Annotated in this window: 35 protein-coding genes and 1 riboswitch; of the genes, 4 read left to right on the plus strand and 31 right to left on the minus strand. The window is 27.2% G+C overall.

Translation table 11 applies throughout. From position 1 onward, the window contains the following. Positions 1-82: 82 nt before the first annotated feature. The 8 genes from LJD34_RS11140 to LJD34_RS11175 all read right to left on the minus strand — a co-directional run bounded on the left by LJD34_RS11140 (position 83) and on the right by LJD34_RS11175 (position 8,210). Positions 83-1,348: a hypothetical protein gene (locus tag LJD34_RS11140; protein WP_227359899.1), complete on the minus strand. Its 1,266-nt coding sequence runs from the start codon at positions 1,346-1,348 to the stop codon at positions 83-85. Between the two features lie 57 nt (positions 1,349-1,405). Next, positions 1,406-2,656, minus strand: a complete 1,251-nt coding sequence (locus LJD34_RS11145) for a hypothetical protein (RefSeq protein WP_227359900.1) — start codon at positions 2,654-2,656, stop codon at positions 1,406-1,408. Between the two features lie 49 nt (positions 2,657-2,705). Continuing rightward, positions 2,706-3,914 (minus strand): DUF3991 domain-containing protein, encoded by a 1,209-nt coding sequence (locus LJD34_RS11150; protein ID WP_227359901.1) that lies wholly within the window; start codon positions 3,912-3,914, stop codon positions 2,706-2,708. Positions 3,915-5,146: 1,232 nt separating this feature from the next. Continuing rightward, a complete protein-coding gene (locus LJD34_RS11155) occupies positions 5,147-5,521 on the minus strand; it encodes a hypothetical protein (protein ID WP_227359902.1) in 375 nt (124 codons plus the stop codon). Positions 5,522-5,766: 245 nt separating this feature from the next. Beyond that, positions 5,767-6,447: a type II CAAX prenyl endopeptidase Rce1 family protein gene (locus LJD34_RS11160; RefSeq protein ID WP_227359903.1), complete on the minus strand. Its 681-nt coding sequence runs from the start codon at positions 6,445-6,447 to the stop codon at positions 5,767-5,769. A 295-nt stretch (positions 6,448-6,742) separates the two neighbouring features. Next, the gene (locus tag LJD34_RS11165; protein WP_227359904.1) at positions 6,743-7,339 is read right to left on the minus strand and encodes a hypothetical protein; all 597 of its coding nucleotides are present in this window, start codon (positions 7,337-7,339) and stop codon (positions 6,743-6,745) included. Between the two features lie 226 nt (positions 7,340-7,565). After that, positions 7,566-7,952 carry a helix-turn-helix domain-containing protein gene (locus tag LJD34_RS11170; RefSeq protein ID WP_227359905.1) on the minus strand — a complete coding sequence of 129 codons (387 nt, stop codon included), beginning with the start codon at positions 7,950-7,952 and terminating at the stop codon, positions 7,566-7,568. 24 nt (positions 7,953-7,976) lie between these two features. After that, positions 7,977-8,210 carry a helix-turn-helix domain-containing protein gene (locus LJD34_RS11175; protein WP_227359906.1) on the minus strand — a complete coding sequence of 78 codons (234 nt, stop codon included), beginning with the start codon at positions 8,208-8,210 and terminating at the stop codon, positions 7,977-7,979. 90 nt (positions 8,211-8,300) lie between these two features. Between LJD34_RS11175 and LJD34_RS11180 the strand changes: the two genes are divergently transcribed. Next, positions 8,301-8,927: a hypothetical protein gene (locus LJD34_RS11180; protein ID WP_227359907.1), complete on the plus strand. Its 627-nt coding sequence runs from the start codon at positions 8,301-8,303 to the stop codon at positions 8,925-8,927. On the opposite strand, the gene LJD34_RS11185 is transcribed toward LJD34_RS11180, so the two are convergent. The 23 genes from LJD34_RS11185 to LJD34_RS11295 form a co-directional block, all read right to left on the minus strand. Next, a complete protein-coding gene (locus tag LJD34_RS11185) occupies positions 8,919-9,128 on the minus strand; it encodes a hypothetical protein (RefSeq protein ID WP_227359908.1) in 210 nt (69 codons plus the stop codon). The genes LJD34_RS11180 and LJD34_RS11185 overlap by 9 nt on opposite strands. A gap of 541 nt (positions 9,129-9,669) precedes the next feature. Further along, on the minus strand, positions 9,670-10,095 hold the full coding sequence (locus tag LJD34_RS11190; RefSeq protein WP_227359909.1) for a hypothetical protein: 426 nt from the start codon (positions 10,093-10,095) through the stop codon (positions 9,670-9,672). A 16-nt stretch (positions 10,096-10,111) separates the two neighbouring features. Then, positions 10,112-10,273 (minus strand): hypothetical protein, encoded by a 162-nt coding sequence (locus LJD34_RS11195; RefSeq protein WP_178475069.1) that lies wholly within the window; start codon positions 10,271-10,273, stop codon positions 10,112-10,114. A gap of 1,157 nt (positions 10,274-11,430) precedes the next feature. Continuing rightward, positions 11,431-12,102: a DUF2786 domain-containing protein gene (locus tag LJD34_RS11200; protein ID WP_227359910.1), complete on the minus strand. Its 672-nt coding sequence runs from the start codon at positions 12,100-12,102 to the stop codon at positions 11,431-11,433. Positions 12,103-12,119: 17 nt separating this feature from the next. Next, positions 12,120-12,461 (minus strand): hypothetical protein, encoded by a 342-nt coding sequence (locus LJD34_RS11205; RefSeq protein ID WP_117851599.1) that lies wholly within the window; start codon positions 12,459-12,461, stop codon positions 12,120-12,122. Between the two features lie 4 nt (positions 12,462-12,465). Further along, the gene (locus tag LJD34_RS11210; RefSeq protein ID WP_117851602.1) at positions 12,466-13,086 is read right to left on the minus strand and encodes a hypothetical protein; all 621 of its coding nucleotides are present in this window, start codon (positions 13,084-13,086) and stop codon (positions 12,466-12,468) included. Continuing rightward, positions 13,087-13,479, minus strand: a complete 393-nt coding sequence (locus LJD34_RS11215; RefSeq protein ID WP_227359911.1) for a hypothetical protein — start codon at positions 13,477-13,479, stop codon at positions 13,087-13,089. A gap of 216 nt (positions 13,480-13,695) precedes the next feature. Next, positions 13,696-13,977 (minus strand): hypothetical protein, encoded by a 282-nt coding sequence (locus LJD34_RS11220; protein WP_227359912.1) that lies wholly within the window; start codon positions 13,975-13,977, stop codon positions 13,696-13,698. Between the two features lies 1 nt (position 13,978). Next, the gene (locus LJD34_RS11225; protein WP_227359913.1) at positions 13,979-14,152 is read right to left on the minus strand and encodes a hypothetical protein; all 174 of its coding nucleotides are present in this window, start codon (positions 14,150-14,152) and stop codon (positions 13,979-13,981) included. 224 nt (positions 14,153-14,376) lie between these two features. After that, complete coding sequence (locus LJD34_RS11230; RefSeq protein WP_227359914.1) at positions 14,377-14,616, minus strand: hypothetical protein; 240 nt, start codon at positions 14,614-14,616, stop codon at positions 14,377-14,379. Continuing rightward, positions 14,613-14,930 carry a hypothetical protein gene (locus LJD34_RS11235; RefSeq protein ID WP_227359915.1) on the minus strand — a complete coding sequence of 106 codons (318 nt, stop codon included), beginning with the start codon at positions 14,928-14,930 and terminating at the stop codon, positions 14,613-14,615. Before LJD34_RS11235 ends, LJD34_RS11230 begins: the two co-directional genes overlap by 4 nt. After that, a complete protein-coding gene (locus LJD34_RS11240; protein ID WP_227359916.1) occupies positions 14,923-15,876 on the minus strand; it encodes a ParB/RepB/Spo0J family partition protein in 954 nt (317 codons plus the stop codon). The genes LJD34_RS11235 and LJD34_RS11240 overlap by 8 nt, the downstream gene beginning before the upstream one ends. A gap of 17 nt (positions 15,877-15,893) precedes the next feature. Then, positions 15,894-16,322, minus strand: a complete 429-nt coding sequence (locus tag LJD34_RS11245) for a hypothetical protein (protein WP_227359917.1) — start codon at positions 16,320-16,322, stop codon at positions 15,894-15,896. Between the two features lie 22 nt (positions 16,323-16,344). Further along, positions 16,345-17,235, minus strand: a complete 891-nt coding sequence (locus tag LJD34_RS11250; RefSeq protein ID WP_117868117.1) for a ParA family protein — start codon at positions 17,233-17,235, stop codon at positions 16,345-16,347. Between the two features lie 40 nt (positions 17,236-17,275). Further along, positions 17,276-17,608 (minus strand): DUF3846 domain-containing protein, encoded by a 333-nt coding sequence (locus LJD34_RS11255; RefSeq protein ID WP_227359918.1) that lies wholly within the window; start codon positions 17,606-17,608, stop codon positions 17,276-17,278. Next, on the minus strand, positions 17,596-17,865 hold the full coding sequence (locus LJD34_RS11260; RefSeq protein ID WP_227359919.1) for a hypothetical protein: 270 nt from the start codon (positions 17,863-17,865) through the stop codon (positions 17,596-17,598). The genes LJD34_RS11255 and LJD34_RS11260 overlap by 13 nt, the downstream gene beginning before the upstream one ends. Further along, the gene (locus LJD34_RS11265; RefSeq protein WP_117788469.1) at positions 17,855-18,340 is read right to left on the minus strand and encodes a hypothetical protein; all 486 of its coding nucleotides are present in this window, start codon (positions 18,338-18,340) and stop codon (positions 17,855-17,857) included. The genes LJD34_RS11260 and LJD34_RS11265 overlap by 11 nt, the downstream gene beginning before the upstream one ends. Positions 18,341-18,368: 28 nt before the next feature. Next, positions 18,369-19,400 (minus strand): hypothetical protein, encoded by a 1,032-nt coding sequence (locus LJD34_RS11270; RefSeq protein ID WP_227359920.1) that lies wholly within the window; start codon positions 19,398-19,400, stop codon positions 18,369-18,371. A 229-nt stretch (positions 19,401-19,629) separates the two neighbouring features. Beyond that, on the minus strand, positions 19,630-20,166 hold the full coding sequence (locus tag LJD34_RS11275) for a transposase zinc-binding domain-containing protein (RefSeq protein ID WP_227359921.1): 537 nt from the start codon (positions 20,164-20,166) through the stop codon (positions 19,630-19,632). Between the two features lie 41 nt (positions 20,167-20,207). Then, the gene (locus tag LJD34_RS11280; RefSeq protein WP_227359922.1) at positions 20,208-21,035 is read right to left on the minus strand and encodes a hypothetical protein; all 828 of its coding nucleotides are present in this window, start codon (positions 21,033-21,035) and stop codon (positions 20,208-20,210) included. Beyond that, a complete protein-coding gene (locus tag LJD34_RS11285) occupies positions 21,020-21,655 on the minus strand; it encodes a sporulation protein YunB (protein ID WP_032091418.1) in 636 nt (211 codons plus the stop codon). Before LJD34_RS11285 ends, LJD34_RS11280 begins: the two co-directional genes overlap by 16 nt. Before the next feature lie 62 nt (positions 21,656-21,717). After that, the gene (locus tag LJD34_RS11290; protein WP_022001227.1) at positions 21,718-22,998 is read right to left on the minus strand and encodes a glucose-6-phosphate isomerase; all 1,281 of its coding nucleotides are present in this window, start codon (positions 22,996-22,998) and stop codon (positions 21,718-21,720) included. Continuing rightward, on the minus strand, positions 22,999-23,376 hold the full coding sequence (locus LJD34_RS11295; protein WP_022001228.1) for a S1 RNA-binding domain-containing protein: 378 nt from the start codon (positions 23,374-23,376) through the stop codon (positions 22,999-23,001). Positions 23,377-23,505: 129 nt separating this feature from the next. Here LJD34_RS11295 and LJD34_RS11300 point away from each other — a divergent pair, with 129 nt between their 5' ends. From LJD34_RS11300 to hpf, 3 genes are all read left to right on the plus strand, one after another. After that, positions 23,506-23,745, plus strand: a complete 240-nt coding sequence (locus LJD34_RS11300) for a NifU family protein (RefSeq protein ID WP_032091417.1) — start codon at positions 23,506-23,508, stop codon at positions 23,743-23,745. A gap of 228 nt (positions 23,746-23,973) precedes the next feature. Then, positions 23,974-24,073, plus strand: a riboswitch (SAM riboswitch). A 62-nt stretch (positions 24,074-24,135) separates the two neighbouring features. After that, entirely contained in the window at positions 24,136-25,278 is a 1,143-nt protein-coding gene (gene metK / locus LJD34_RS11305) for a methionine adenosyltransferase (RefSeq protein WP_032091416.1), read from the plus strand. Between the two features lie 126 nt (positions 25,279-25,404). Beyond that, entirely contained in the window at positions 25,405-25,935 is a 531-nt protein-coding gene (hpf, locus tag LJD34_RS11310; protein WP_147579962.1) for a ribosome hibernation-promoting factor, HPF/YfiA family, read from the plus strand. Positions 25,936-26,057 lie beyond the last annotated feature (122 nt).

Consider the following 26,057-nt stretch of genomic DNA (forward strand, 5'->3'; position numbering starts at 1 on the left):
TACTCCGCCTAATAATTTAGAGCGAACCTCTAAGCACCGGATAATTTAATATACCCTAAAAAGAGCCAACTTGGCTCTTTTTTTATATTTCTAGTTCATCATCTTGTTGTATGTCTTCAATTTCTAAATCATTATTAAAGAATTGGTCTAATAATTCCAAGTTTCCCATATCAGAAATAGGTGATTGAATGAATGTAATATTATTATTTTGATAATCATTTTCGATATACATTTTAGTAATAAATTCGCTTAAATCTTCAAGTGTTATTCTTTCACCAACTTCATCTTCAACATCATATTGATAGATTTCTTTAGCATGTTCTACAATACCTTTTATATTTTCAAAATCAACAGTAGGGTAATTTTCTGTTAAATATTCCATTGTTCTATATCTTTCATAATCCATTTTTTCAGCAGTTTTATTGGCATAAAAAGATTTTGCTGTATCATAATCTTCAGTGTATACAAGACTATAAGCCCAACTGTTATTTTCTTTGTTGATGTCACAAGCAACATTATAGAACCCTGATTTATCATTTTTTAATAATGCTACATTTGTTTCTTCATCACGCATTATCACTCTAAAAGGAGTACCATTATTAAAAATAATATTTGGACTTTGCTTAGTATTTAAGCTAGATATTAATTCTTCTGTTTCAATGTCACAATATGAGGATAAGTCATCTAATACACTTTGATGTTCAACTAGCCAATTAGCAATTTTATTGTTTAAATTAGGTTGGCTGCTTGACTGGTGTTTAGGATGTACAAAAATATATTGTTCATTGTTTTGTAAACAATCAATGATTTTATCGAGTTCTTTATAAGCACTCAAATATATCTCTTGAATTGCTTTAGCATCTTCTACAAATACACTTAAATCATCAGTATGTTCCGAGAAATCTGTTGATTGGTATTTTTCAATAGTGTGATTATGATCATCAAAATTATAGTTGAAGGTACAACAATTATTGTAAATGAATTTTTCAATAGCGTGATTATGAGCATCAAAATTATCATAGAGCAATTTAAATTGATTTTTTATAATTTCTATAGCTTCAATTTTTGTATAATCAAAAGTTACATTTGGAACAAATACAAATAAATTTTCTCCACAAGGTGAAAACATTTCTATAGAAATATCTTTACCCCTATGAGCGTATGACCATCCTAGATTATTTAGTGCATCAAATGCCTCATGAAAACGTGATTTATTAATATAATCAAGACCTTCTGTAAATCTTGTAAATTTTTTAACAAATGTTTTAGTATCATCACCTTTTTTTTCTGTTACATTAACAATCATACCTCCCGTATTAGTATTTTCGACATCATAATAAGTATCCATTTTTAATCCCTCTTTCTATTTATATATTGAAAAACAAAAGAGCCAAGTTGGCTCTTTTTAAATTTCTAGTTCATATTCTTCTTCATCAGTTTCTTCTTCAATGGTGTTTATTTTGTGTATAACATCAAAGTAATCAGCTTTAAATACTTCCTTATGAAAGTCTAAATGTCTTTCATCAAAGCAAATAACTCTTTTATTGCAAAAAGCTGTTTCACTTCCTTTGAAATCAACATATTTAGGAAATGTACTATCAGAAGAAACAATCATCATATCTTCTTTTTCATCAAACTTATTTTCAAAGTAATCCTTTTTGTCACTAAAATAATTTTCAAATTGATTGTATTCATCAACATAACCTATATTGTACAAAGCTGTTATATTGAAATCAATCTGACCCGTTTGTTCATCATATTCGCAATAGGTAAGCATATCACTTGCTTCAAGAAGAGAAATTACATGATTGAATTCATTGTTATCAAGGTGATATTGTTCTTGAATATCTTTTTTATCACATATCCAATTACACGAAAAAGATTTTTCCATGGCATGATAAATAATCATGTCTTTTACATAGGAATAGTACAGTTCCATAGAATCTTGCAATGTAACGTTCAATGATTCTAAACTTTCTTTAAGATTTGTAGCATCATCCATAAAATATTCTAAAGGATGTACAGAATTTATTTTTTCATATCTTTCCTTTGCCCATTCGTTGATGTTTAAAGATTGAATTTCATCATGTATTCTATTTTGAAGATTTTTGATAATATGTGTCATTGAATCATGAGGATCATCAATATCTATTGAAAGCCATAGCCTTTTGAGATTACTGAAACCAATACCTAAATTTACTGTCTTATTATCAATATAACATTTAACATTATCTTCTTTTAACTCATGTGAAAGTACTTTTATCTTTTCTTGAATACTATTTTTGTTTAGAAGCTCATAGTCTAATTTATCGTTTATTTTAGAAAATTCTTCTTTGCTTATCCTTTTTTGAATTAGATCTTTTAATGATTTAGTTGTTTTTCTATATCCACTATTAGTTTTAGTTCTAGTAGTAAGTTCATTGTTATCTAAATCAAAATTTTCAATAATATCACATTTTGTTTTTTTCTTTAATGAATTCATGAGACTATTTATTTTATCCTGATCTTCAATACATGAGAAGAAATATATAGAAAATTCATCATTAGAGTAAGCTTTACTAACAGCGTCAACACCAAATTCTTTAGTTAGTTTTAAAAATTCTTCTTCATATTCATTTTTGAATAAAATACTGTTTTGTGTTTCTTTATATTCCATTTAAATGTTCCTTTCTAATTAATGTAATAAAAGAGCCAAGTTGGCTCTTTTACAAAGTTTGTGCATCATGTTCATTGATTTCTTCATTTTGTTCATTTTCTACTGGTTCAATTTTTGAATCATAACTATCGTGTACTTTTAAAACAGTATAACGTTCAGGGTGTTCTTTCATGATTTCTCTTTTTCTAGCATTTTCTTCATAATAATGTTTTACTTGCAAAAGCTGGTTAAGATCATTTATTTTTAACTGTTCATGTCCTTTAAGGTTGAATTTTACACTTTTAATATCAAATGCTTTTTCTTCAATACTTTCATTTTCTGATATTTTAAAAAGAGATTTATTTTTATATGCTTCAATTATTTTATTGGAAGCTGTTTTTCCAGCATCATCTAAATCAAGCATTAGTCTTATTTTTTTAATATCTTTAAGTTCTTCATTATTTTTAAGATTGTATTTCAAAGTTGATAGGGCACAACCGCAACCTGATGATGCAAGAATATGAGCATTAGGATTATCTTTGGTTAAAGTAGCATAACTCAATCCATCAATAACTGCTTCAGTAACAACCAATGTATCTGTAGGAATAGGGCATTTGTAAAAGAATCCATTTTGCTTATTTGAACCATAGACATCTAATTGAAATTTAGTTTCTCCAGTTCCTCTTCGACAACCAAAAACAGGCTTTTCTTTGTTTTCTAAATCGTATGATATAAATACAGCGTTATGAAAAGTATCTTCAAATAATAAATGCTTATTTATTAGATCCTCAACCAAATCTTTATCTAAACATCTTTTATGTGTTAAATAATCAATTACTGTTTGATTATTTTCATTGGCAATAGGTAGAACAAATTCTTTTTGTCGATATGTTTCTTCAAGCTCTTCATCATATAAATAAATATCCTTATCAATTCCATCATATTTTGTGTAATAAAAATCTAAAAGTTTAGCAAGTCCTTCAGCTTTAGAAAATTGATTATATTCACAATAAAAGTCAACCACATTGAGAGGTTGACTTCCTGTTCTTGCATTCCAAAATACTCTGTTTGACTTTAAATCAAATACCATTGAACTATGTTCTTTTGCTTTCAAATATCTTTGATTGCTTCTAGCACGTTCCATATTAAGATTTAAAATATTTGTTGCTACATCTATACAACGAAGATTTGATAAAAGTTTTTCTACATTCTCTTTTCTATAAGCTTTTTCATTAATAACATGCTCATTATCCTGAACTAATTGAATGGTCTCTTTCATAGTAAGTATCCTTTCTTTATTTCTAGATAAAATAAAAGAGCCAACTTGGCTCTTTTATTTATTTGGGAGAGGACTCAATAAATGAGATTGATTTGATTATAAACGAACTTGAAAATATCATTTAAGAGTCCACAAAGTTGAAAGTTCATTTACATAACTTTCAACTATAGATATTTTAATATATATAAATAACCGTTTTCTCTACTTTTTTTCCACGAAAAGTGAATATTTCCTGAATATCGCTGAATATTTTGAATATTTTCTATAATTTTCTTCTTTATACCAAAAAAGAGCTTGATGACAGCTCTATCTTGGATTTTAAAAAAGGAAGTTTTTATCAGTTAAGAATGATGATTACAAGACTTGATTTTTAATCTTAACTAATAAAAATGGAATATGAAAAAATCAAGTTGGACTATGGAGAGATCCAACCATCTGTATAATAGCACTAACTGAAAAATTATTTCTCAACTTTTTTTCCAAAATAAAAAAGAGCTAAGTTGGCTCTTTTGAGAAAAATTGGGAGGGTTTCTATGATTATAGAACCCTTGAAAAGATAAATGTTTAAATCAACTGCTAAATTGATTTAACACAGTTAAAAGATTGCTGTTCTTTTAACTATTATTAGTATAGCATACGGTAATAAATAAAATCTCAACTTTTTTTCCACGTAGTTTAGAAAAATATTTCAGATTTTATGAAATATATTATTATTGTTATAATTTGTCGAAATATGGTTTATATTATGATATAATTTTAAAGCACTCAAGTGCCTATGGAGGATCTAGCATGTTAAAACATCATACTAGGAGACTAGCATTGATGTGACTTTAAGAGAGGATTAAATGGAATATTTAGTTATTCTTTATTTAATTCTAGTTATTACCGCTTTTATATTAAAGTAGTTTTAACTGCTTAAGTCTATTGATGCTAGTATCCAAAATAGCGAAAAAGGAAGAACGGCAATTCTTCCTTTTTCATTTAGTCTATTAATGCTAGTCCAACGACTACACATATAGTATAGCATATTTAATTTAAAATAAAAGATTTAAAAATAAATTTAAGAATTCATTCATACAAGTTGATAGTAGAAAATATTATTTTTATTAATTTTGAGAATATTGTTTATATTCAAAATAGTGAAAAAGGAAGAATTGAAGTACTTCCTTTCTCTTAATACACTTTGCTAGTCCAATGACTGCACCAATAGTATATCATAATTATTCAATTTTTTATTTCAATTCTATAAAATAATTGTCATAACAGTACATGGCAATATTCAAGATTGTTAAACTTTGTTCAATAGTTTTGATGAAGTTTAACATATTATAACCATTGCTGTAAGTCATACCAGTAATAAGGGGAATTAGTATAATTGAAAAAATCGTTGAAACAGACACACAAAAAAATATCATTAATATCGACGTGTTAAAGTATCCTTTTTTTAAATAATCTTTATACATATCAGCAAGTAAATATAATATTATTAAGTGAACAATATATGCTGGTATACTTTGCTGTGCAGGTTGAACAGGATAATCCTGAGAATACACAACAAATAATGATACTATTAGACTAATGATAAAGTTTTTTGCAAATTTAAGCATTAATATCCTTCCTTTCTTTTTCATTAATTAGCTTAATATTTAGTTTTTATTTTCCAAACTTCTTACTTATAATATATTTCATGTATTTTTCTGTGAAGTCTTGGACAGGTTTCATATAATTTTTTTAAGTTTTCATAAAAACACTCCTTTCTTTTATTAGCAATATACAATAAAGCATTCATTTGTTATACCCATGGCATTTAAAAATATAAAAAGAGCCAACTTGGCTCTTTTTGTTTATATGATTATATTGTAATTATTAATGATAATGTATTTAATAACATATGGATTGCTATAGGTTTCATTATATTATAATTACTTTTTATATATATTGTATTTGTGATTACATAAAATATAAAATAGTTGATCAATGAAAATATAACTTTGTAATTTAGTGCTGTAATTTCAGTAATACAATGAAAACTGGCAAATAATAAGGCAACTATGATTGTTTTAATAACTTTATGTTCTTTAAGAAATTTGGTATTTTTAAAAATTTGTGATTTAAACAGTAATTCTTCAACAAAGGGCAATAATAATATCGTGATTAAGCCCATGATATAAGGGTGTTGAGCAAATAAAAAACTAATAATGTTATTGTTTACAGTTGTTTGTTTAAAAATAACTACTGATAGGAATGTTAAAGCAATATTGATTACAAAAATAATAAATGTTGTTATTGTTGTTATTAATGCTCCTGTTCCAAGTACCTCATTAATTTGTTCAATTACATTATCAAATTCTTTTCTTGAAATTCTGATCATAGAAAAGAAAAGAATAAGAGATATGACTAAACGAGTATATATTTGATACTTTGAAGGAGTGAAAGATATTATTAAACTTCCAATAAGTAAATATCCGATAAAATATAATAATAGTGAACTTAGTGTAGTATGTTTTTCTATGTAATTATTGATTTTCTTCATTTTTATATGTCCTTTCATGATATAAATTCTAAAAATAATACTAAAAAAGCAATATAGCAAAAGGTTTCATTACGTTAAAAGCAATAATTAGATTAGTGTCTTTAAATCTGACAAAGAAAAAAGAAATTAAAAAAATATAAGAAATATATCTGATATTTTTCCTAATATAAAAATTTTCATAGTCATCTTGTTGCTTTTTTTTCTTTTTCATATTCATCCATACACTCAATAGATAATAAACCAAATAAAATTATAAATATGTCTTCAACCATTATTTCTTTCCTTATATTACTATTTAATTTTTAAAATAGACAAAGCGATTATGTTTGTATAACCAGTAATCTTTTATAGTATTCAAAATGAGCTTTATAATTTGTCCAATAAATTCTAATATTGCATAATACTCTGGTATATTAAATGACGTTTCAATATCAAATGTTGGTGTTTTTATGCATAAACAACATACTATGTACAAAATTATTAGACGAAATAGGAATGTTATATATTTGATCATTACTTTTTTTCTTAAAACAAATTCTTGAAACAATCCAACGGACATAATAAATAAAGCATAACTAGTTATTGCTTTAAGAAAAAAAGATGTGATGAAAACGTCAGAAAGATAAACTTGATAAGTACCTGTTATCATAATGTTCATACCATAGATGCTCATTAATAACATGTACATCATTACAAAGTGTAATGGTATTTTCAGTGAGTTTTTCATAAAACTTATTAAATTATTGCAAAATAAAAGTAGACTACTAACTTGACAAGTTTGTAGCTTTAATGAGATTTCAGGAGATAAGTTATTTCCGTATCCCAAATTGTATTTTGTTCCATTAGAACCAATATAGCTGCATTGAGTAATTTTCTTATCTTTTAACTTCATTTTTATTTTCCTTCTTTCTTTATTTTTTAGTTAAATTTTTATATATGTCAATGAAGTAAATAGAGTGTCAAAAAGAATACAATATTACAAAATAATAATGTTAAGATTCTTTTTATTAGAAAATTTGTCCATAATGGTTTTCTCTTGATCGTAACTATAGATACTAATGCAAAGATAAAATCAATAATTAGTAATAGTGTTATTTGTTGATTAGTATTCATTTTCATTATTCCTCTTCATTCCATAAAAGCCTTTGTCCGCAATTTGAACAGTAATTCATTCCTAATTGCACATCTTTTTTACATTTAGGACAAGTTCCTGTAATCCATTCTCCAAGTAAGGGATTCCCACCGTAATGAGTATCATTTTCATCTTTAATTTCAAGTGGTATACATGATTGTTTATTGACTTTGTAATCACATAATTCAGCAAATTCATGTTCATTAAGATCTAGTGCCTTTGCTATTTTTACAACAGTTGAGATTTGGGGATCTTTTCGTTTGTTATTAACGATATTCCAAATGCTTTTGTTTTCTATACCAGATAGTTTACTTAATCTATACATAGAAATATTTTCTTTTTCCATTAGGGTTTTCAAAATATTTATATTCATAAAATTTCTCCTTGAATATAATTCTTAATTTTCCTCTTCATCTTTATCATCCTTTCTATATCCACATAATTCAGCAAATTCATGTTCATTAAGATCAAGTGCTTTTGCTATAGTTAATAAATAATCAATACGAGGGTTCTTTGTTTTTTTGTTAAGTATTTTTCCTAAATTGGATTCATTAAGACCTGTCCTTTTACTTAGTTGATAGACAGTTATTCTTTTGTGCTTTAAATATTTAATTAGAAATAAAGTGTTCATTTTCTACTCCTTTTATGAAATGATTAATATTGAATACTGTTATTTTATACAGTATAATTTAGTTATAATTAGTGAAATGAGGTAATGATTTTGAATAAAGATCTTCTGTTTAAATATTTAGATGATACATATAATAAAAATAAACATCTTTTTACTTATAGGTACTTTAAAGCTATAAAGAAAATCTTTAATAATATTGAAGTCAGTGAGCAATTGACCGATTTAGCTTTAATTAAAACTTTAAATCCTTATACTCAAGATTATGATTTAGGTGATTTTGGTCTGTATCATATTGATTTTAATATCAAACATCTTTTGTATCTTATAGATAACGACCAAATTCAGCTCAAAACATATGAAAGTAGCAAGGTTAATTTTAATATGATCTATCATGAATATCCTGATTTTTTCAACATATCTATAAATTATGATTCTAAAATCATAGTCACTGATTTTATTACAAAAGATTGTTATTTTACAATCATTGATGGTAATCATACTTTTGAAAAGTATTTGCTAGAAAATGAACAGTTTAATATTCATTATTTGCCTTTTTATCAAATTCCTAGATCTTGTTACTGTAATGATTTTAGCTATGTATTTCATTATATAATCAATGAATTTTATTTAATTTTCTATAAAGAACAAGATATTAATCGCCAAAAACAACTGATTAAAAACTCAAAAATATTCTTTATGGTAAAAGAATTACTTTGATTTTTTAGTGCGTCCAATTACAATAAAATGACATTGCTTTTTCTTCAATTTCTTTAATTCTCTTTTTTCTTTAGAATTTAGTACATCTGAATATGTGCTATATAAATCTATTGCTTCTTCAACTTGTTTTTTATACATTGTTGCTTTCAACCACTGAAACTCATTTTCTCTCCAATTATTTAGTTCTTCTTTGATTATCATTTTTTAATCCTCCTCTTCTTCATATCCGCACAGTTTAGCAAATTCATGTTCATTAAGATCAAGTGCTTTTGCTATTTTTACAATAGTTGAAATTTGTGTTTTTTTGTTTTGTTATTAATTATTTGATTGAGTCTACCGTCACTAATAGCACTCAATTTTGCAAGTTTATAAATACTTATATTTCTATTGGATAAAATATTTTTTAAATAATTACTATTTATTTTATTTGCTCCTTATTTTATTATCTGATTATATAAGATTAAGTAATACTAATATCTTAAATAAACAATAATGTTATTTATTACATAATGGATTATGATTTTGAATGTAATAAATGTTATTAGAATTTTTATTGGAAACATTAGGTTTGAGTATTCTATAAAATTGTAAAATAAAGCAAATAATACTGATAATAAAATAATTGTTATTGTAATAATTAGACCCCAAAATGAATTTAATTTCATTATTTGATCAATAAACAAAAGTACAATTACAAATAAAATATATTTTTTTGTTTCATCATCCATATACATCAGCCTTTCTAAAATGTTATAAATTTGGTTAAAATTTTATAGATTACATAAGATAATAAAATCATTTCAAATATATTGATTATTGATAAGCCACTTGATTTGAGCTTTTTAGATATTTTTTTCCATAAAGGATAGCAGATAATAATTAATGGGATTGCTATTCCTATCATTAAACCAAAATTTTTTATACTAGAACCAGCCATATGGATCATATAAATTGGCATTACGGAAGAAGTGGTGCTTTGTTTGCTTAATAGAACATTTCCTATTACAACCATGTTAATTATTATTAAAGCTAAATCTATTAAATGAAGAAGAATAATTTTTATGTCTTTATGGTTATTTTTTCTTGTTTCTTCCGTTTTGAATATGCTCCAAAATAGGAATATAATTGATAGAGCTATAAATATATAGGATAAGATTGTGTTATTCATTTAAAAACTCCTTTTTTTATTTGATATTGTTTGATTTTTTGAAGTTACTTACTTCATTTTCAACTTTTTTTAGTAGTTTCTTTTCTTTTTCTAGATCTTTTTCATTTGCATCAGGTCTTTTTATATAAAACTGAAGTGCATGTTTTACAATTTGAATATCTTTATAATAAGTTGACATTTTGATCAATTCCTTTCATATCTTTTTCTTTTATTTCAATGTGTATTTCATATTACGCTGTTGACAAGATGAGTGACAACCATAATAATCGTTATGCTTTCAAATAGCAAATAGAATTGCGAAACAAGTAATGAACACAAAAAAGAATGACGAAATAGAATCAGTTAATAAATCAGTTTGATAAACAATTTTGAATAATCTATTGAGCAAGTATATTAGAATTAGATGATAAATAGTAAATCGTATGATATTTAAAAATATGCTATCCAAGAAAAGAACAGGTAAAAACACCAAACAAAACGCTTCAACTATTGATATTACACATCCAGCAATTGTTCCTAAAAGCAATATAATAGCAATACATATCTTAAAGAAATTATTAGATAATATCCTTTTAAAAAAAATATGGATAATATTGGATTTTGATAATACAAATATTATAAAGAATAGCAATAATGTAATAGCAATCAATCGACATAGATTATGGTAAAAATTTGGTAAAACATAATTAACTAATTTTAATATTAAATCGTTCATCATTTATTTTCCTTATTTAAATCTATTAACAAAGAGTATGGTACAAAACCATATTTTCTAATTGATCTATTCATTAAAATCAACTCGTTTCTCTTTGCTATAAGTTTCTGTATTTCTTTTATTTCATTCTTTAAAAAAATCTTATTACTAAATAGAAAATACCTATTGAAGTTAGAAACATAAAAATAAGAGGTAAATATTTCTTTAATGGTTCTTTTATCAATGGTTCTAAAATCATACATAATAAATAACCAATGAATAATATTGGAACAGGGCTCATATAGCGTGATAAAGTATGTATTAATAAATAATTAACAGAATCACTGTTATAATTCATTACGTATATATTAAATACATTAAAAATAATTGATAAAATTAACAAAATTAATAATTTAAGTGTTTTTTTGTTTTTCATAACGTTTCTCCTTTATTTGATATTGTTTGATTTTTCGAAGTTACTTACTTCATTTTCAATTTTCTTTAGAAGATTCTTTGCTCTTTCTAAATCTTTTTCATTAGCATAGGATTTTTTTATATAAACATAAGGTCTTACTATATAAAATAGAATTGCAAGTTTTACAATCTTTATCTTGCTTAACTTGCTATGGCAACTTGACATATTATTCAATTCCTTTCTTATTCATAAAGTTGTATTTGCTACCCATTGCGATACCTAATTCATAGCCCTCGTTACTATTTCTTTTAAAATGTGATGTTTTACTGATAAGAGCATTTTCTACATATGCTTTGACAGTAGGGTGTAGATCAATAATTGAAACTTCAAATTTCTCTTCTTCTTTTAATTCTATGAACCCTTTATCTAATTGGGTTTTAATTCCTGATGCAAAACCTTCACACCAATTTCTTTTAAATACTCTAAAATCCACTTCACCTATATAGCATGATCTTAAATCAATTAAAGTATCTTCCATATAATCAAGTATAGGTAATGCAATTTCTTTACATAGAGTAATATCATCCTTAAAGCCTATAATTCCTAAATATGCTTTTGAATTTAATTTTCCATTATAGAAACCCTGAGTTTGACAATATTCTGCTATTGACATTAAAGTCCAAACTAAATAAGCTGTATATTTTTTCTCAAAATAATATTTTTCGACATTTTTAGAAGAATTGTCTTTTTCAATAATATCTTTTCTATCAAGCTTATATTTAAACATTAGCTTTTCAGCACGATACGCTGCTAACTGAATTTCTTGATCAGAAGCAGATGGATCTTCAGCAACAGCTAACAATTTTTTTATTTTTCTAACAACGTCATTCAATTCCATAGTATCACCTCAATTCTTTAATTACTGTGTCCCTGATCATTGTTATGTTCCTCAATTAGTTTTCTTTCTTTTAATTTTTTAGCAATTTTTATATATTTAAATAGTTGCATTATTGAATAGACAAGTATTACTAATTCAATAAGATAAATGATAATAGTACTTGTTAAACCATAAATTGAAGCTATTGAACTTTTACAAATACTTGATGCCACATTTGATAAAAGGACTAAAACAATAGGGTATGAGGAATCAATTATAATTTGTTTAATATTTTTGGCAATAATTATTAATATACAAAGCAAAATAATCGTATTCGATATTCCTAAACAGGCTAGAAAAGTATCTGATATTTCTTTCATGATATTACTCCATATTTTCTTCATTAATTCTTGTCATAAGATATTTATAGATTGATTCATGATGATGTTGATCATAATAATCGCTAATATAACTGTCTATGATTTTTCTTGCTTCTAATTTTTTTAATTCTTTATGTTTGTTTTCATATATTTGATAGAAAAGACTTGTTTCTAAAGCGGTTCTTTGTTGATCAAGAAGCATATCATATACAAGAAGAATCTCTTCATCATTCATATTGTTTAAATTTCTTGCAATATTAACACATTTATCTATTGAATTTTTTTCCATAATTTTATTTTCCTCTTTTCCTGTATGTTTATCTTCTTTTTCAAAAGAACTTGTTTTTGCTATTGCTAATTCATCACATAGTTCTTTTGAATGTTGTAATTGTAATTTAACAATTTCTTTAATTTTTTTATTTGATAAGCTCCTATATTCATAAGGTAATATTATTTTTTGTACAATAACCATATGTGCCTTGTTTCCATTTGCACTGTTTACTATGGTGATGTTATAAATATATCCACCATTAATACGAACATCTATTTTTTTTGTATATTCAATTAGTAGATCTAAAACACCATATTTCGCACAGGAAAATTGTGTAAAAATGAATTCGTCCATTTAGTTCACTTCCTTTTCAAAAGAGCCAACTTGGATCAATTCTTTTGAATAAAATCTTCCAGCTTCAAATGGAACTCTATCTACATAAGTTGCCCCATTATCGCTTCTAAAAATATAGGCATAGAATTCGCCATTAAGTTTATTAATAGGTAAGATCCAGCAATTCTGTAAAACATCATAAATAGGGGTATATTCCACTATTTCATTTTCATCTAGCGAAACAAATTGTTTAACATAATTCATTGCTGAATTGATTACATTTTCAAGTGCATCAATTTTTTTATCTTTTGAATCATCCTTATTAATAAAATTAAAGATGACATCAAAATCTTTTGTAAAATCCTTCACTGCTTCAATAGAAGCAACAAGCTCGATTATTTCTTTATCACTCATATTTTCATTCCTTTCTTTAAATTAAACTTTGTATAATCTTATAAACACTGTTTACAAATAGAATAGAACCATAAATAGTAATAAGACTATAAGTTACTAAAGTTTTCAATGGACGATTTTTTCTTAAAGCATCATTGAGAAAAATGCAACATATGATGACCCCTCCGAGATTAAAGCCAAGAATAATAGAATTACTCATAAATAGTAGTCTCCTTTCTAATAAATACTAAAGTCACGAGCATTAGAAATTTCTTGATAAAGCTCCAGCACTTTAGGATTGGTTTCTTTTTTCGCATCTTCTAGTAGAAAAGGAATATCAAACCAATTTTCCATTTGTGACATAAGACTTGCAAGTTCATGATTACGTGCTTCAGTATTCTTATAAGCTGATTGATTTCTATAATCCTTTTCAAGTATTTCTTTGAACTTCCGTTCAATAATTTCAATTTTTTCTTGTTTTCTATGTTGTGTTTGTGCAACGCTGTGTATTGATGGCATGTTATTTTCCTCGCTTGTAATAGATTGTTTCAATTAAGATAATTAACTTTGATGTAACGGTATCTAATCTTTTTCTTTCTCTTTTTGTAATACCGTTAGTTTCATCATTTAATTCTTTTTTTAGCAAATCCAATGCTTCATTTAAGTTTTCTAAAGATTTTTCTTTGATCTTCATATAAACTTTCTCCGTTTAATCAGTCTAGAAATACAGTTATTTCATACGGACATTCATATTCATTTCCGTATTGATCAAACTGTGTTATAGGATTTTTTTTATTTGTAGATAATTGATAGTGCAGACCGTTCTTTTTACAGCTTTTTTCTTTAGAATCTCTATCAGATTTTTTTGAAAAGAAATATATGTTTTTCATTTTTATGATTGCTCCTTTACATATGGTTTTAATTTTTTTTGAAATACTTATCAACTAGTAGTGCATCATTAAGTATCAAGTTTGTTAGTTCTTCTTTTTCTTTGTCAGAGATTAATTCAAAATGATGTACGAGTTCGACCATTCCTTTAAATTCATCTATTTTTTCAAATTTTGCAAAACTATAAATCCATAATGAATTATCTATGATCATTTGTTTGTATTCTAGAATGTTATTTAATATATAGGTATAAGCATCAGAATTATTCATTTTCTTATTTCTCCTTTATTTGAATAAGATTTGTTATTTATTTTTTTGTTTACTTTTTCTCCTGCAAGTCTTCCTAAATGTCTTAAGAACTTAATATATAAGAATGATGCAATACCTACAACAAGCAGAACTATTGTGAGGATGGCAACAATAATAATTGTTGCCTGAACCTCAACAGATAGTGAGTTCCACCAGTTTTGTATTATTCCACTATGGATGATTTCATAAACGATTAATCCAACCCCTAAAATAAAGATAATGAAACCAATAAACTTATTTTTATTTCTCTCTAAAAAGTTTTTTATTTTATTCATCTGTTTCTCCATTTAATCCTAATGCTTCTATGATCCTTTCGTAATTTTCAGCAGTAGAAGTGATTTTGATTGTAAAACTATTGTCTTTATAGGTTGTATCAACAGGGCATCCTAATTTTCTACTAGCAAATTTTTTTCTTTTATCAAGTTCTTTTTTAAACGTAATTTGTTCTTTAGTAAGAAGAGTTTTTTTCTTATCTTTTGCGTATTCTTTTCTTTCTCCATCCTTTAGTTGTTTTTTGAGAGAATCAAAAGCAACTTGAATAGTTTCTTTTGGTAGGTGGGTTTTAGATGAAATATATTCGTATTTGTCGACTTTTTTTCCTTGATTTGTTAGATTAAGAACTTCACAGGCATATTTGAATATTTCATCTTCTAATTCTTTTTTTAAATCTCCGACTTTCATTTTCCCAAGACCCGTTGTTTTAGCTATTTCTTCTCTAACTCGACCGTTGAAATCGCCTTTAAGCTTTTTTAGTGCAAACAGTTGATAGCCTTGTAAAAATAATGCTTTCTTTTGATATTCAGTTTCAAACTTACGATAACCGTTATAATCCATAATGAGTTGTTGTTCTTCGATTTCATCTACTGGTTTAGGAACAACGATACAGTTGACATTTTTTTGAATATGTCCTGTGTCATCTAATTGATCAGCGTTTTCAACATTGTATCTTAAAGCTTTTAATCTCTTATGACCTGATAAGAGAATATAATCTCCATCATCATCACGATAACAAGCTAAAGTATCAATTATTCCTTTAGGGTTGTGGTAAATCTTGTCAGCGAGTTCTTGAATTTCTTCTTCAGTATCGAATTGTGGATTTAAAGGGTTTAGCTTCAATTTGTTTATATCTATCATTTCTACTTTATGTTTATTTTTTAGATCGTCAGCAAAATCGATATTGCTGGATTCAAAACTATTTAAATTTCCAGTAAAATCTAACATTTTATATTTCTCCTTTTTTAAAGATGCTTGTATTCAACAACATTAGTGAAAACATACATCAATTTGTTTTTTATTTTCTTATCTATTACGAATGCGTTTTTCATACAATAGGTACAGTTGTAAGTGAAATCATAAAATCCTTCCTTTAGTTCATTAACTCCTACACCTAGAAAATAGTGTAGATAGATAAACTGTTTTTCAACTGCACTGAATCTTTTTGAAGCAAAATCTAGGAATTGATAGACGAGAGTATCAAATTCATTTATATTTTTATTTTTTCCTTTTCGTGAAATAGAAACGAGAAGGGCAAGATCAGTTTCTTCATCGATTTCAAAAGCATTTATCTTTTTAATTTGATAAAGTTCTGAACTTGTAAATGCTACCTGTATGCAATTAAATAGATTTTCTACTCTATTTAATGTTGCTTCATTGTCTATCAAATCCATGATTTTAACTCCTTTCTAATTTCTAAATAATTTGTTCGATTTCATCCACGACTTTTTTAGAATCGTAGCCAATATTTAATTTACTATCTATTAAATATTGGTTATTCATTGAGGCTTCACTTGCTGGTTTACCTCTATAACGAACATATCCGTTTAATAAGTAATCACCAGCAAATGCCTTGAATACTTTATATAGTTTTTTATTGACCTTGTTATTATCAAAAATTGAAAACATAAATTTAAAATTAAGATTTAAATTATTTTTCTTTTGAATATCCATCATATAGTTGTAAGTATGTAAGAAACCTTTTAATGATCCTTTGTCACTTTTCAAAGGAATCAATACAAGATCACTGGCATAGATGACACTTGAAATAATCATATTTTGGTCAGGTGGACAATCAACAATGACGTAGTCATATTTTTCTTGAACTGGTTCAAGAGCTTGTTTTAATTTACTTATTGTTCCACCTGTAAATGATTCAATAATTAATTCAATTTTTGTTCTTCCTAAATCAAGAGAAGAGGGGATGATGTCAAGGTTTTTGACATCGGTTTTCATGATATAGTTTTCAATGTTTTTATCTCCATCTTTATAGACATCAGCTAAAGTATTTTTGATACCATAGTCTTTATATAAAGAAGAATATAGTGATTGCATGAATGTAAGCATCTTTTCATCACTTGATTTGTCTTTAAATAGTTCTTCGTAGTCAACAAGCATTTTATCTAGAAATTCCTCTTCGATATTATTTCCGATATTTACTACTAGATCAGTAGCGTTAGCTTGTTGATCGGCATCAATAATCAATACTCTATGTCCTTTATCAGCTAGACCTTTAGCGATTGATGTAGAAGTTGTTGTTTTTCCAACTCCACCTTTTAAGTTTGTTACAGCAATTAATTTAAACATTTTTCTTTTCCTCTATCTTTCTTTAATTTTTAGTCTTTTCTTAATATTCTTTAGAAAATTTTTCATAAATAAAATCAATTTGTTTTTCGTTTAATCCGACCCATTTTCCACTTTTATCTATTCCAGCAAAAATAACATTTCCTACAAAAGTTGTCTTTGCTATGCCACCGTGATAAATTTCAAAATTAAATTTTTTATCTTTTAATTTTCCGTCTTCATCTACAAGAAGAATGATATTTTCTTCTTTAAATACTGGTGTATTAATTACTTCGATAGTATCGCAGTCAATTAAATGAAGCAGGGTACTAAGTTCAAGATTTTCAACAGATACTTTTGTAATAGATTTAAGTGGTTCTTTGATTAATATTTCCATGTTCTTCCTTCCTCCCATTTTTCGAGTTTTCCATTTGCTTTCATTTCTTTTTTCTCTTTTTTTAATTTTTTGATTATTCTTTCCTCTTCTTCATCAGTAAAGACATACCAGTCACGACCGAAGCACTTATAAAGTACAACTTGTTTGATTGTTCTTTCACGGTCATATTCATCAACACAATGAATAGTAAAGTTAACTTTTGTTTTTTTGTTACAGATCATGACGTTGTAATAACCTTGTTCTTCTTCATAGTTCATTTTTTTCACCTCCTTTAAATACACATATTTCAGGTAAACATAGTGCTAAAATCATCAATGCTTCTTTTTTGTATTTGTAGAACAACGATTTTGATATGTTTAATTTAGTAATAATTGAATTTATTGTTTTTGCTTCAAAATAGTAGTAGATAATGATGTACTTGTGCATGTATTTCAAGTCATTGACTTCATTCAAAATTATAGAAATATAAGTGATTTCACTTTTTTGCTGATCTAATTTTTTATTGAGATAGGATGATTCTCCATTTTTACCAATTATTGAGTTTTCAGCCTTTAAAATTGATGTGGTCTTGATAGAAATTGGAAGTGTTGGAACATTATCTAACTCAATTCTTACATCATCTGAAGTCTCTTCTAAATGATGTGGAAAGCGATAGGATATAGAATCAGCTACATAGTTTAATGTTTTATCCATTAACTTGAATGTATCGTTGCTTAATATGACATCTAACATTTTTTATTCTCCTTCCATCAAATTTTTATTAGTAATTTATATAAAATCCTAAATAGATTTCATCATACCACCATGAATTTAGAAGTTGATTGATAAAGTTTTCAAATAAAGTGAGATTGTCTTTAATACTTGCTACAGATTGATTAGTTCCTAGATAAACTGAATTACCAGAAATAGGATCATGCCAGTTTGTTTGGTAGAGAGTTTTATCAATGTGATGTATGAGTTTGTGAAAGGATCTTTCCACGTCATACCAGTATTTTGATTTATACAAAGCTTCTTGCATGTTTATGACACTTGCATTTATTCTTGCAATCATTTGATTTTTAGCAGTTAATTTCTCTTTATTTTTAAAACTTGATTTTTTTATGGTGATTCTAGAAAAATATTTAATTTGATGCTTCCAATAATCACGATCTTTTAAAAGCTTTACGTATTCAATTATCTTAACTAGTCGATTTCTTAAATTTTTAATTGTACGATATTTGAATACTTTTTCCTCAACAGGGGAAACATAGAATGTTTCTTTCAATGTGTTTCCATCAATGTCTTTTTTTACATCACCTTTTTTATGAAGTAGCACCGCATCTATATCATCTTTTTTAGAAATCTTTTTTGTGTTTGGATTCCAATAGAAATCTCTGTTGTATTTCAATTTCTTTTCCTGCTTACGTTTGAAGTATTTTCTAGTAAAACAAAGAACTTGAATATAGTTGCCTTTACCTTGTTTGGTAAATTTATAACAATAGAGAAAACTTTTAAGTTTATAACACGGATGTAAAGAAGACATATAATTCTTAATTAATGTATGTTTTTCTTCATTTTTGAGATCAGGAATCATGATTTCCAAGAAATGGCCATAAATGTTTGAATAGCATTTTTTATCTTCCTTTTGACCATAGGAATAACTATGTTTCTCTTTGTAATCGCATAGATGATTGATTACAGTTACATAATCATCTTGATTGCTATAGATTGTTTCATTTGATTTCAGCCACTCAAAGATAGATTTTCTATCGGTGAATGTATCGTAGGCAACGTATTCAGATGATGTGATCACGGCTAACTCCTCCTTGTCCTCTAAATAGACATTAAAGCTTTGCTTTAATGTTTTTTTACTTACATCACCTGCGGAAGCCATGCGCTGGGATGTAATATTTAGTTTTTGATAAAGCAAAAAATCACCTCTATTAAAGAAGTGATTTTGGTATAATTTATTGTTTTTTTAGCTTTGATACTGGGATATTTAGAGAAACTAACAGTAAATTCTGTATTTGGAACTATCCCCATCACCCGCTCCATGAAGGAGCTAACACACTTACCATGTAAGTGTTTTTTTTATCTATTAAGAATTTGGATGCGTCAGAAAAAACACAGGCAAGGGTGTTTCTGGCAGCGATAAAAAAAAGATTCAAAAGGGATCTGTCTTTAATAAAATAACCTCTTAGATGTTTTGGAATGGTAAAGACGATATGACGGTGCTTGGCATCGAGTGCGATAGAGGAAATATGAGCAGCACGCAATTTACCCTCTTTGGTACCACAAGAAGTACAGAGCTTAAAGTGACATTTGTGAGGAACGATAGATTCGTTACCGCAATGAGGGCAGACAAAAAGATCATATCCATGATAGATGAAACCACAAAGAATAGTTTTCTGGATGGTATCATAGGTAACGTTTCTGATCTTACCTCTATTATAAAGAGAGCGGATATAGTTGATATTGTCATTAAAGATATAGGAAAAAGATTTCTTGCCTTTGATCTTATCGACATGATTAAAATTGTATAAAGCAAGGCAGTCAGCATAGTTAGTATCATCAATCATAAAATCACCAACTAACATTTTAAAGAAAAAGGTAATAATCTTCAAAGATTATTACCGTGTGGACAAAATTTATTTTGTCCCTTTTTTATCCATTTAAGAGGTGGGATTTGAATATATTTTTGAAGGAGAAGAATGAGATAATACAATTTTTTATTATATTTTATTAATCTTCTCCTTTTTTTGGTTAAAGAATCTTCTTGGAAATGTACAAGACACATTTGAGGAAAAAGCGCATAACATAAAAGAATTTGTAGATCTTTTGAAGTGAGATTATATTCATTGATTATCTGTTCTAATTGATTGATTGTGATTGTATTGTTTAGATATAAATAGACAATATCATGAATGTATAAATTGAGGTTTATATTCTCTATAAGATAAACATCTTCATATGAATGAATATTTTTATGTTGATAAGAGAGGTTAATGGCTGTTGTGGACAAGAAATAATGATTTAAAAGTTCGATAGAAAGCTGACAAAGAGTAAATAGAGAATAATAGATGATCTGATATTCTAGGGAATTTAAAGGTGTATAGATAAGAATAGATTCATAATATTGAATCCATTCTTTTTTTATTTCTTTTATTGTTTTTGTTTCTTGAGGGATGAGTGATAGGGAAATGATTTTTTGGATATCTAGAGGAATGCTTTGTACTTGATAAAGGATGTATCCTTGAGAGTTTTTTTGTTGGTAAATATTATTAATGATTTTAAAGGGATTGATTTGAAGTAAAGAAATGTATTTTTGATAATATAAAGGAAAAGGTTTATTTGTTAAATAATAATGTTCATCTTCATAAGTAAATGAAAATTGATCTTCTAAAGGAAGACGATAATATGTTTTTAAAATACTTAATTTTGATACCATGAGGGAACCTCACCTTCAATGACTTCATAAACAAGAGGAATTGTATAATTTTCTTTAAAATGTTCATGATATAAGGGAACAAGAATTTGTAAAACAATTGTAACATTTAAATCAATAGAGATAGCAAGATGATTGATCCCATAATTTTTAATTTTTTTATCAATATTTGAAGAAGTTAAAGAGAGTGTTTTATATTTAATGGAAAAAGATGGACCTCGATCTTGTAAGAAAATATTATTGGTAAGAGAACCGATAGGTATACGTGCAACAATACCTTTTTGTTGATTGATTTTTAAGAGTTTTTTATTGTATGGAGAATGATTGTTTTCTTGGTAAGAGCCTTCTTCAAGCTTTAAAAGAGTTTCTTCAAGATTATGGATGTAATTAGAGGCAATATCATTGATATAATTCATTTGAAAACTGATGGAATTATTTTCTTTTTTATAGAGTTTATGTGTATCTATTTTTTGAGTAAATGAAGTATGATTGATAAGTATCTGAATAAATTGATTTATTTCTTTACTGGCAATATTTTCAATTCTAGGGGTCATACGATTTGAAAAAAGATAAGCACATATAAAAAGTGAAAGCATAATTAAAATATATTTTCCTTTTTTCATCATATCACCATTATAAAATATGTAAAAAAAAAGAAAGTAGAACAAATCTACTTTCTTTGATTTTAATAACCAGGTTTACCTAATAATTTGAACATATTTTTCTTATAAACTTCAACACCAGGTTGGTTGAATGGGTTTACTCCTAAGAAGTAAACTGACATTGCACATGACATTTCGAAGAAATAAACCATGTAACCAAATCCATAAGCATCCATTTTATCTAATGAAATAATGATGTTTGGTACATTACCAGTATTAACATGAGCATCGATTGTACCTTCACAAGCTCTTTTGTTAACATAATCAACTGATTTTCCAGCTAAGTAATTTAAACCATCTAAATCATCTGGATCACTTGGGATAATCATATCATTTTGTGGATTTTTAACTTCGAAGATTGTTTCATATAAAACTTTAGAACCTTCTTGGATGAATTGTCCTAATGAATGTAAATCTGTAGAGAATACAGCGCTATGAGGTAAGATACCTTTATTTTCTTTACCTTCTGATTCCCCATATAATTGTTTCCACCATTCAGCAACGTTATTTAATTGTAATTCATAAGTTACAAACATTTCTGCTGAATATCCAGCTTTATTTAATAATTGTCTTGCTACACCATAACGATAAGCATCATTTGTTTCGATGTTTGCATCGTTATATTTAACCATTGCATCTTTAGCACCTTTTAACATTTCATCAATGTCGATACCAGCCATAGCGATAGGGAATAAACCTACAGCAGTTAATACTGAATAACGTCCACCGATATCATCAGGTACAACGAATGTTACATAACCTTCATCAGTAGCTAATTTTTTAAGAGCACCTTTTTCTCTATCAGTAGTAGCTACGATTCTTTCACGAGCTCCTTCTTTACCATATTTCTTTTCACACATTTCTTTGAAGATTCTGAAAGAAATAGATGTTTCAGTTGTTGTTCCTGATTTAGAAATAACATTGATAGCGAAATCTTTGTCTTCAATATATTTAGCAACTTGATGAATATAATTTGAAGAGAAAGTATTTCCTACATAGATGATTTCAACTTTATCATCTGAATATAAACCATTGATTGCTTCAATAGCAGCACGTGCTCCTAAATAAGATCCCCCGATACCGCATACTAATAATACGTCTACTTTTTCTCTTAATTTAGCAGCAGTTTCTTTCATTAATTGAACTTCTTCTTTGTCATAGTTTTCTGGTAATTCAACCCAACCAAGGAAATCGTTACCAGCACCTGTTTTGTTTCGAATCATATCATGAATTTCTGCTACTTTTTCTTTGTATGATCCTAAATCTTCAGCTAATTTTGCTTTTGATAAATCTAATGTGATCATTTAGTTTTCCTCCATTACACCTTGTTTTAACCATTCTTCCATTGCTTGAGCTAAAGGTAAAAAACCTTTAGGTGTTTCTACAATTGGTTTTCGTGGATTTTTATAGACGAGTTTCTTGTCTTTTCTTCGAAAACGATTGTCAACAGCTTTCAAGCTTAATTTGGCGTGATTGCTAGAATGATCAAAATCAATGACTTTTACTTTCACAATATCATTAATATGCACATAACTGGCAATACTTTTAACAAATTTATCTGATATTTCTGAGATATGAATCAATCCTGTTGAATTATCAGGTAAAAGAGCAAAAGCACCATAAGGTTGAATACCGGTTATTTTAACATCAATGATATCCCCTCGTTTGATGAGTTTTGTCATTTGATTTCACTCCTTGCGGCACTATTATAGCACAATTTAAGCATATGTGTTGTATTTAATAAGGAAAAAATATAAAATATGGTAGGATTTATATGATATACTTAATAAGTAAAAAAGGAGTTTGCAAAAATGGAAAATATTGAAGAACAAATAAAAAATGTCATTCATAAATTAAGACCTTATTTACAAAGAGATGGTGGAGATATTGAATACGTAGATTTTAAAGATGGTATTGTTTATGTAAGAATGCTTGGAGCATGTGCTGGATGTACCATGATTGATGACACTTTAAAAGATGGTGTTGAACAAATCTTAATGGAAGAAGTTCCTGGTGTTTTAGAAGTACAAAATATTTCTAGTGCATTATAGCATAAATTTCTTGCATTTATAGAGAGTTTGTAATATTATGTTTTAGTCATTGGAGATATCATAAATTTTATTCGATTTCACAAACTTATTTTAGGTGATGAAAGTGAATGAAAGAAAACAACAACAAATCAAAATTGCTCATATTTTGAAAGATCTTGGTTTGGAAGATGATCTCATAGAGAAAATGACATCATTAAAAAAAGAAGAATATCAATAAAATAAAAAGGACTCTTATTAAGAACCATGAGATGAAGATCGATGAAGTGGTGGCAACCCTATATGTTAGAAGGTGCCTTTACTGAGCAAGTTTATTCTTGAACAATAAGAGAAAGCTTCCTAACGGCTTTCTCTTTAGGAAGCTTTTTTATTTGTTATTTAAGGAGGAAGAAAATGAAAGAAAGAATTTTATTTACGTCAGAATCTGTATCAGAAGGACATCCTGATAAAGTATGTGATCAAATCAGTGATGCCATCTTAGATGAATGTTTTAAACAAGATCCTAACTCACGTGTTGCTTGTGAATGTTTTGCGACAACAAACTTAGTTGTCATTGGTGGAGAAATTACTACAAATGCGAAAGTAGATTATGAAGCTGTGGCAAGAAATGTTTTAAAAGAAATCGGCTATGATGATGAAGCTAAAGGAATGGATTATAAAACATGTAAGATTGAAGTTGTCATGGATAGTCAATCAAGTGATATTGCTCTTGGAACAAATGAGGAAGTTGGTGGAGCAGGAGATCAAGGTATTATGTTTGGTTATGCGACAAAAGAAACAGAAGGGTATATGCCTCTTGCTATTTCAATTGCGCATCATTTAGTTCGTTACGCTTCAACTTTAAGACATGATGGAACCTTTAAATGGGCTAGACCTGATATGAAAGCACAAGTGACAATTGATTATACAGATGAAAAACCAGTAATTGATACTATTTTAATGTCCATTCAACATGATGATGATTTTGATGAAGCAGAATTTAAAAAATTCGTTAAAGAAAACATTATGGATGCCGTTGTTAAAAAATATGATATGAATACAGATTATCGTGTTTTAATCAATCCTACAGGACGTTTTGTTATTGGTGGTCCTCATGGAGATACAGGTCTTACTGGAAGAAAGATCATTGTTGATACATATGGTGGATATGCACGTCATGGAGGAGGAGCTTTCTCTGGAAAAGATCCAACAAAAGTAGACCGTTCTGCTGCTTATATGGCACGTTATATTGCTAAAAACGTCGTTGCGGCCAATATGTGTGATGAACTTGAAATCCAATTATCTTATGCAATTGGTGTAAAAGAACCAACATCTATTTATATTGATACAAAAGGAACTGAAAAAGTACCTCATGATGTGATTCTTGAAGCAATTAAACAAGAATTTGATTTAACACCAGCAGGAATTATTCATACCTTAAATTTAAGAACACCAATTTATAAAAAGACAGCTTCTTATGGACACTTTGGTAGACCTGAAGCAAATTTACCTTGGGAACAATTAGATAAGGTAGAAAATTTAAAAAAATATATGTAGAAAAAGGCTCATGAATTGAGCTTTTTTTATTATGTGTATTTTTTAAGCAGGATAAAAAAGCATATTAAAGTAGGAATTTAGAAAAGTTTATAGTATAATATAGTTATCAAAAAGGAGGAATTAATTATGAAAATTACATTAAGAGGAAAGAACATTGAAATTACTGAAGCAATTGAAGAAAAAGTCAGTGAAAAATTATCAAAATTAGACAAATACTTCATTGTAAGTGAAAATGTTGAAGCCAAAGTACTTGTAAGAACTTATCCTTACGGACAAAAAATTGAAGTGACAATTCCTACTGAATATGTACTTTTAAGAGCAGAAGTTGTGGATCAAGATTTATACAATGCAATTGACTTAGTTATCGACAAATTAGAAGGTCAAATTAGAAAGTATAAAACTAGATTAAACAGAAAATCTAAAGATAATAAACTTGCATTCAATTTAGCATCAATTGAACCTTTAGAAGAGGAAGAAGAAGACGTATTAGTAAAAACAAAAACAATTACTCCAAAACCAATGGATATGGAAGAAGCAATTATGCAAATGGAATTAATTGGACATTCATTCTTCGTATATCGTGATACTGAAACAGATGCTATTAGTATTGTATACCGTCGTAATGATGGAGATTACGGGCTTATCGAAACTGAATAGGTATGATGTAAAAACACTAACCAACTATAATGGCGCTCTAAATAATCGAGTGCTTTAGCGAAATTCGCTCTAAATTATTAAGGGGGATATTGATGTGGAATCAGTATTCCCTCTAAAATATT

Origin of the sequence: Faecalibacillus sp. MSK20_93 (genome assembly GCF_020589945.1) — a bacterium.
Lineage (GTDB): Bacteria > Bacillota_I > Bacilli_A > Erysipelotrichales > Coprobacillaceae > Faecalibacillus > Faecalibacillus intestinalis.

Excerpts from the sequence above, each read along its gene's own strand:
- LJD34_RS11165 (WP_227359904.1), bottom strand. The coding sequence starts at position 7,339 with ATGAAGTTAAAAGATAAGAAAATTACTCAATGCAGCTATATTGGTTCT.
- LJD34_RS11150 (WP_227359901.1), bottom strand. The coding sequence starts at position 3,914 with ATGAAAGAGACCATTCAATTAGTTCAGGATAATGAGCATGTTATTAAT.
- LJD34_RS11280 (WP_227359922.1), bottom strand. The coding sequence starts at position 21,035 with ATGGTATCAAAATTAAGTATTTTAAAAACATATTATCGTCTTCCTTTA.
- LJD34_RS11260 (WP_227359919.1), bottom strand. The coding sequence starts at position 17,865 with ATGAACTATGAAGAAGAACAAGGTTATTACAACGTCATGATCTGTAAC.
- LJD34_RS11190 (WP_227359909.1), bottom strand. The coding sequence starts at position 10,095 with ATGAATAACACAATCTTATCCTATATATTTATAGCTCTATCAATTATA.
- LJD34_RS11205 (WP_117851599.1), bottom strand. The coding sequence starts at position 12,461 with ATGAAAGAAATATCAGATACTTTTCTAGCCTGTTTAGGAATATCGAAT.
- LJD34_RS11300 (WP_032091417.1), top strand. The coding sequence starts at position 23,506 with ATGGAAAATATTGAAGAACAAATAAAAAATGTCATTCATAAATTAAGA.
- LJD34_RS11160 (WP_227359903.1), bottom strand. The coding sequence starts at position 6,447 with ATGAAGAAAATCAATAATTACATAGAAAAACATACTACACTAAGTTCA.
- LJD34_RS11170 (WP_227359905.1), bottom strand. The coding sequence starts at position 7,952 with ATGAATATAAATATTTTGAAAACCCTAATGGAAAAAGAAAATATTTCT.
- LJD34_RS11145 (WP_227359900.1), bottom strand. The coding sequence starts at position 2,656 with ATGGAATATAAAGAAACACAAAACAGTATTTTATTCAAAAATGAATAT.
- metK (WP_032091416.1), top strand. The coding sequence starts at position 24,136 with ATGAAAGAAAGAATTTTATTTACGTCAGAATCTGTATCAGAAGGACAT.
- LJD34_RS11290 (WP_022001227.1), bottom strand. The coding sequence starts at position 22,998 with ATGATCACATTAGATTTATCAAAAGCAAAATTAGCTGAAGATTTAGGA.
- LJD34_RS11235 (WP_227359915.1), bottom strand. The coding sequence starts at position 14,930 with ATGAATAAAATAAAAAACTTTTTAGAGAGAAATAAAAATAAGTTTATT.
- LJD34_RS11265 (WP_117788469.1), bottom strand. The coding sequence starts at position 18,340 with ATGTTAGATGTCATATTAAGCAACGATACATTCAAGTTAATGGATAAA.
- LJD34_RS11175 (WP_227359906.1), bottom strand. The coding sequence starts at position 8,210 with ATGAACACTTTATTTCTAATTAAATATTTAAAGCACAAAAGAATAACT.
- LJD34_RS11155 (WP_227359902.1), bottom strand. The coding sequence starts at position 5,521 with ATGCTTAAATTTGCAAAAAACTTTATCATTAGTCTAATAGTATCATTA.
- LJD34_RS11295 (WP_022001228.1), bottom strand. The coding sequence starts at position 23,376 with ATGACAAAACTCATCAAACGAGGGGATATCATTGATGTTAAAATAACC.
- LJD34_RS11255 (WP_227359918.1), bottom strand. The coding sequence starts at position 17,608 with ATGGAAATATTAATCAAAGAACCACTTAAATCTATTACAAAAGTATCT.
- LJD34_RS11225 (WP_227359913.1), bottom strand. The coding sequence starts at position 14,152 with ATGAAGATCAAAGAAAAATCTTTAGAAAACTTAAATGAAGCATTGGAT.
- LJD34_RS11240 (WP_227359916.1), bottom strand. The coding sequence starts at position 15,876 with ATGTTAGATTTTACTGGAAATTTAAATAGTTTTGAATCCAGCAATATC.
- LJD34_RS11210 (WP_117851602.1), bottom strand. The coding sequence starts at position 13,086 with ATGGACGAATTCATTTTTACACAATTTTCCTGTGCGAAATATGGTGTT.
- LJD34_RS11245 (WP_227359917.1), bottom strand. The coding sequence starts at position 16,322 with ATGGATTTGATAGACAATGAAGCAACATTAAATAGAGTAGAAAATCTA.
- hpf (WP_147579962.1), top strand. The coding sequence starts at position 25,405 with ATGAAAATTACATTAAGAGGAAAGAACATTGAAATTACTGAAGCAATT.
- LJD34_RS11230 (WP_227359914.1), bottom strand. The coding sequence starts at position 14,616 with ATGAATAATTCTGATGCTTATACCTATATATTAAATAACATTCTAGAA.
- LJD34_RS11215 (WP_227359911.1), bottom strand. The coding sequence starts at position 13,479 with ATGAGTGATAAAGAAATAATCGAGCTTGTTGCTTCTATTGAAGCAGTG.
- LJD34_RS11185 (WP_227359908.1), bottom strand. The coding sequence starts at position 9,128 with ATGATAATCAAAGAAGAACTAAATAATTGGAGAGAAAATGAGTTTCAG.
- LJD34_RS11285 (WP_032091418.1), bottom strand. The coding sequence starts at position 21,655 with ATGAAAAAAGGAAAATATATTTTAATTATGCTTTCACTTTTTATATGT.
- LJD34_RS11220 (WP_227359912.1), bottom strand. The coding sequence starts at position 13,977 with ATGCCATCAATACACAGCGTTGCACAAACACAACATAGAAAACAAGAA.
- LJD34_RS11275 (WP_227359921.1), bottom strand. The coding sequence starts at position 20,166 with ATGATTGATGATACTAACTATGCTGACTGCCTTGCTTTATACAATTTT.
- LJD34_RS11200 (WP_227359910.1), bottom strand. The coding sequence starts at position 12,102 with ATGGAATTGAATGACGTTGTTAGAAAAATAAAAAAATTGTTAGCTGTT.
- LJD34_RS11250 (WP_117868117.1), bottom strand. The coding sequence starts at position 17,235 with ATGTTTAAATTAATTGCTGTAACAAACTTAAAAGGTGGAGTTGGAAAA.
- LJD34_RS11195 (WP_178475069.1), bottom strand. The coding sequence starts at position 10,273 with ATGTCAACTTATTATAAAGATATTCAAATTGTAAAACATGCACTTCAG.
- LJD34_RS11140 (WP_227359899.1), bottom strand. The coding sequence starts at position 1,348 with ATGGATACTTATTATGATGTCGAAAATACTAATACGGGAGGTATGATT.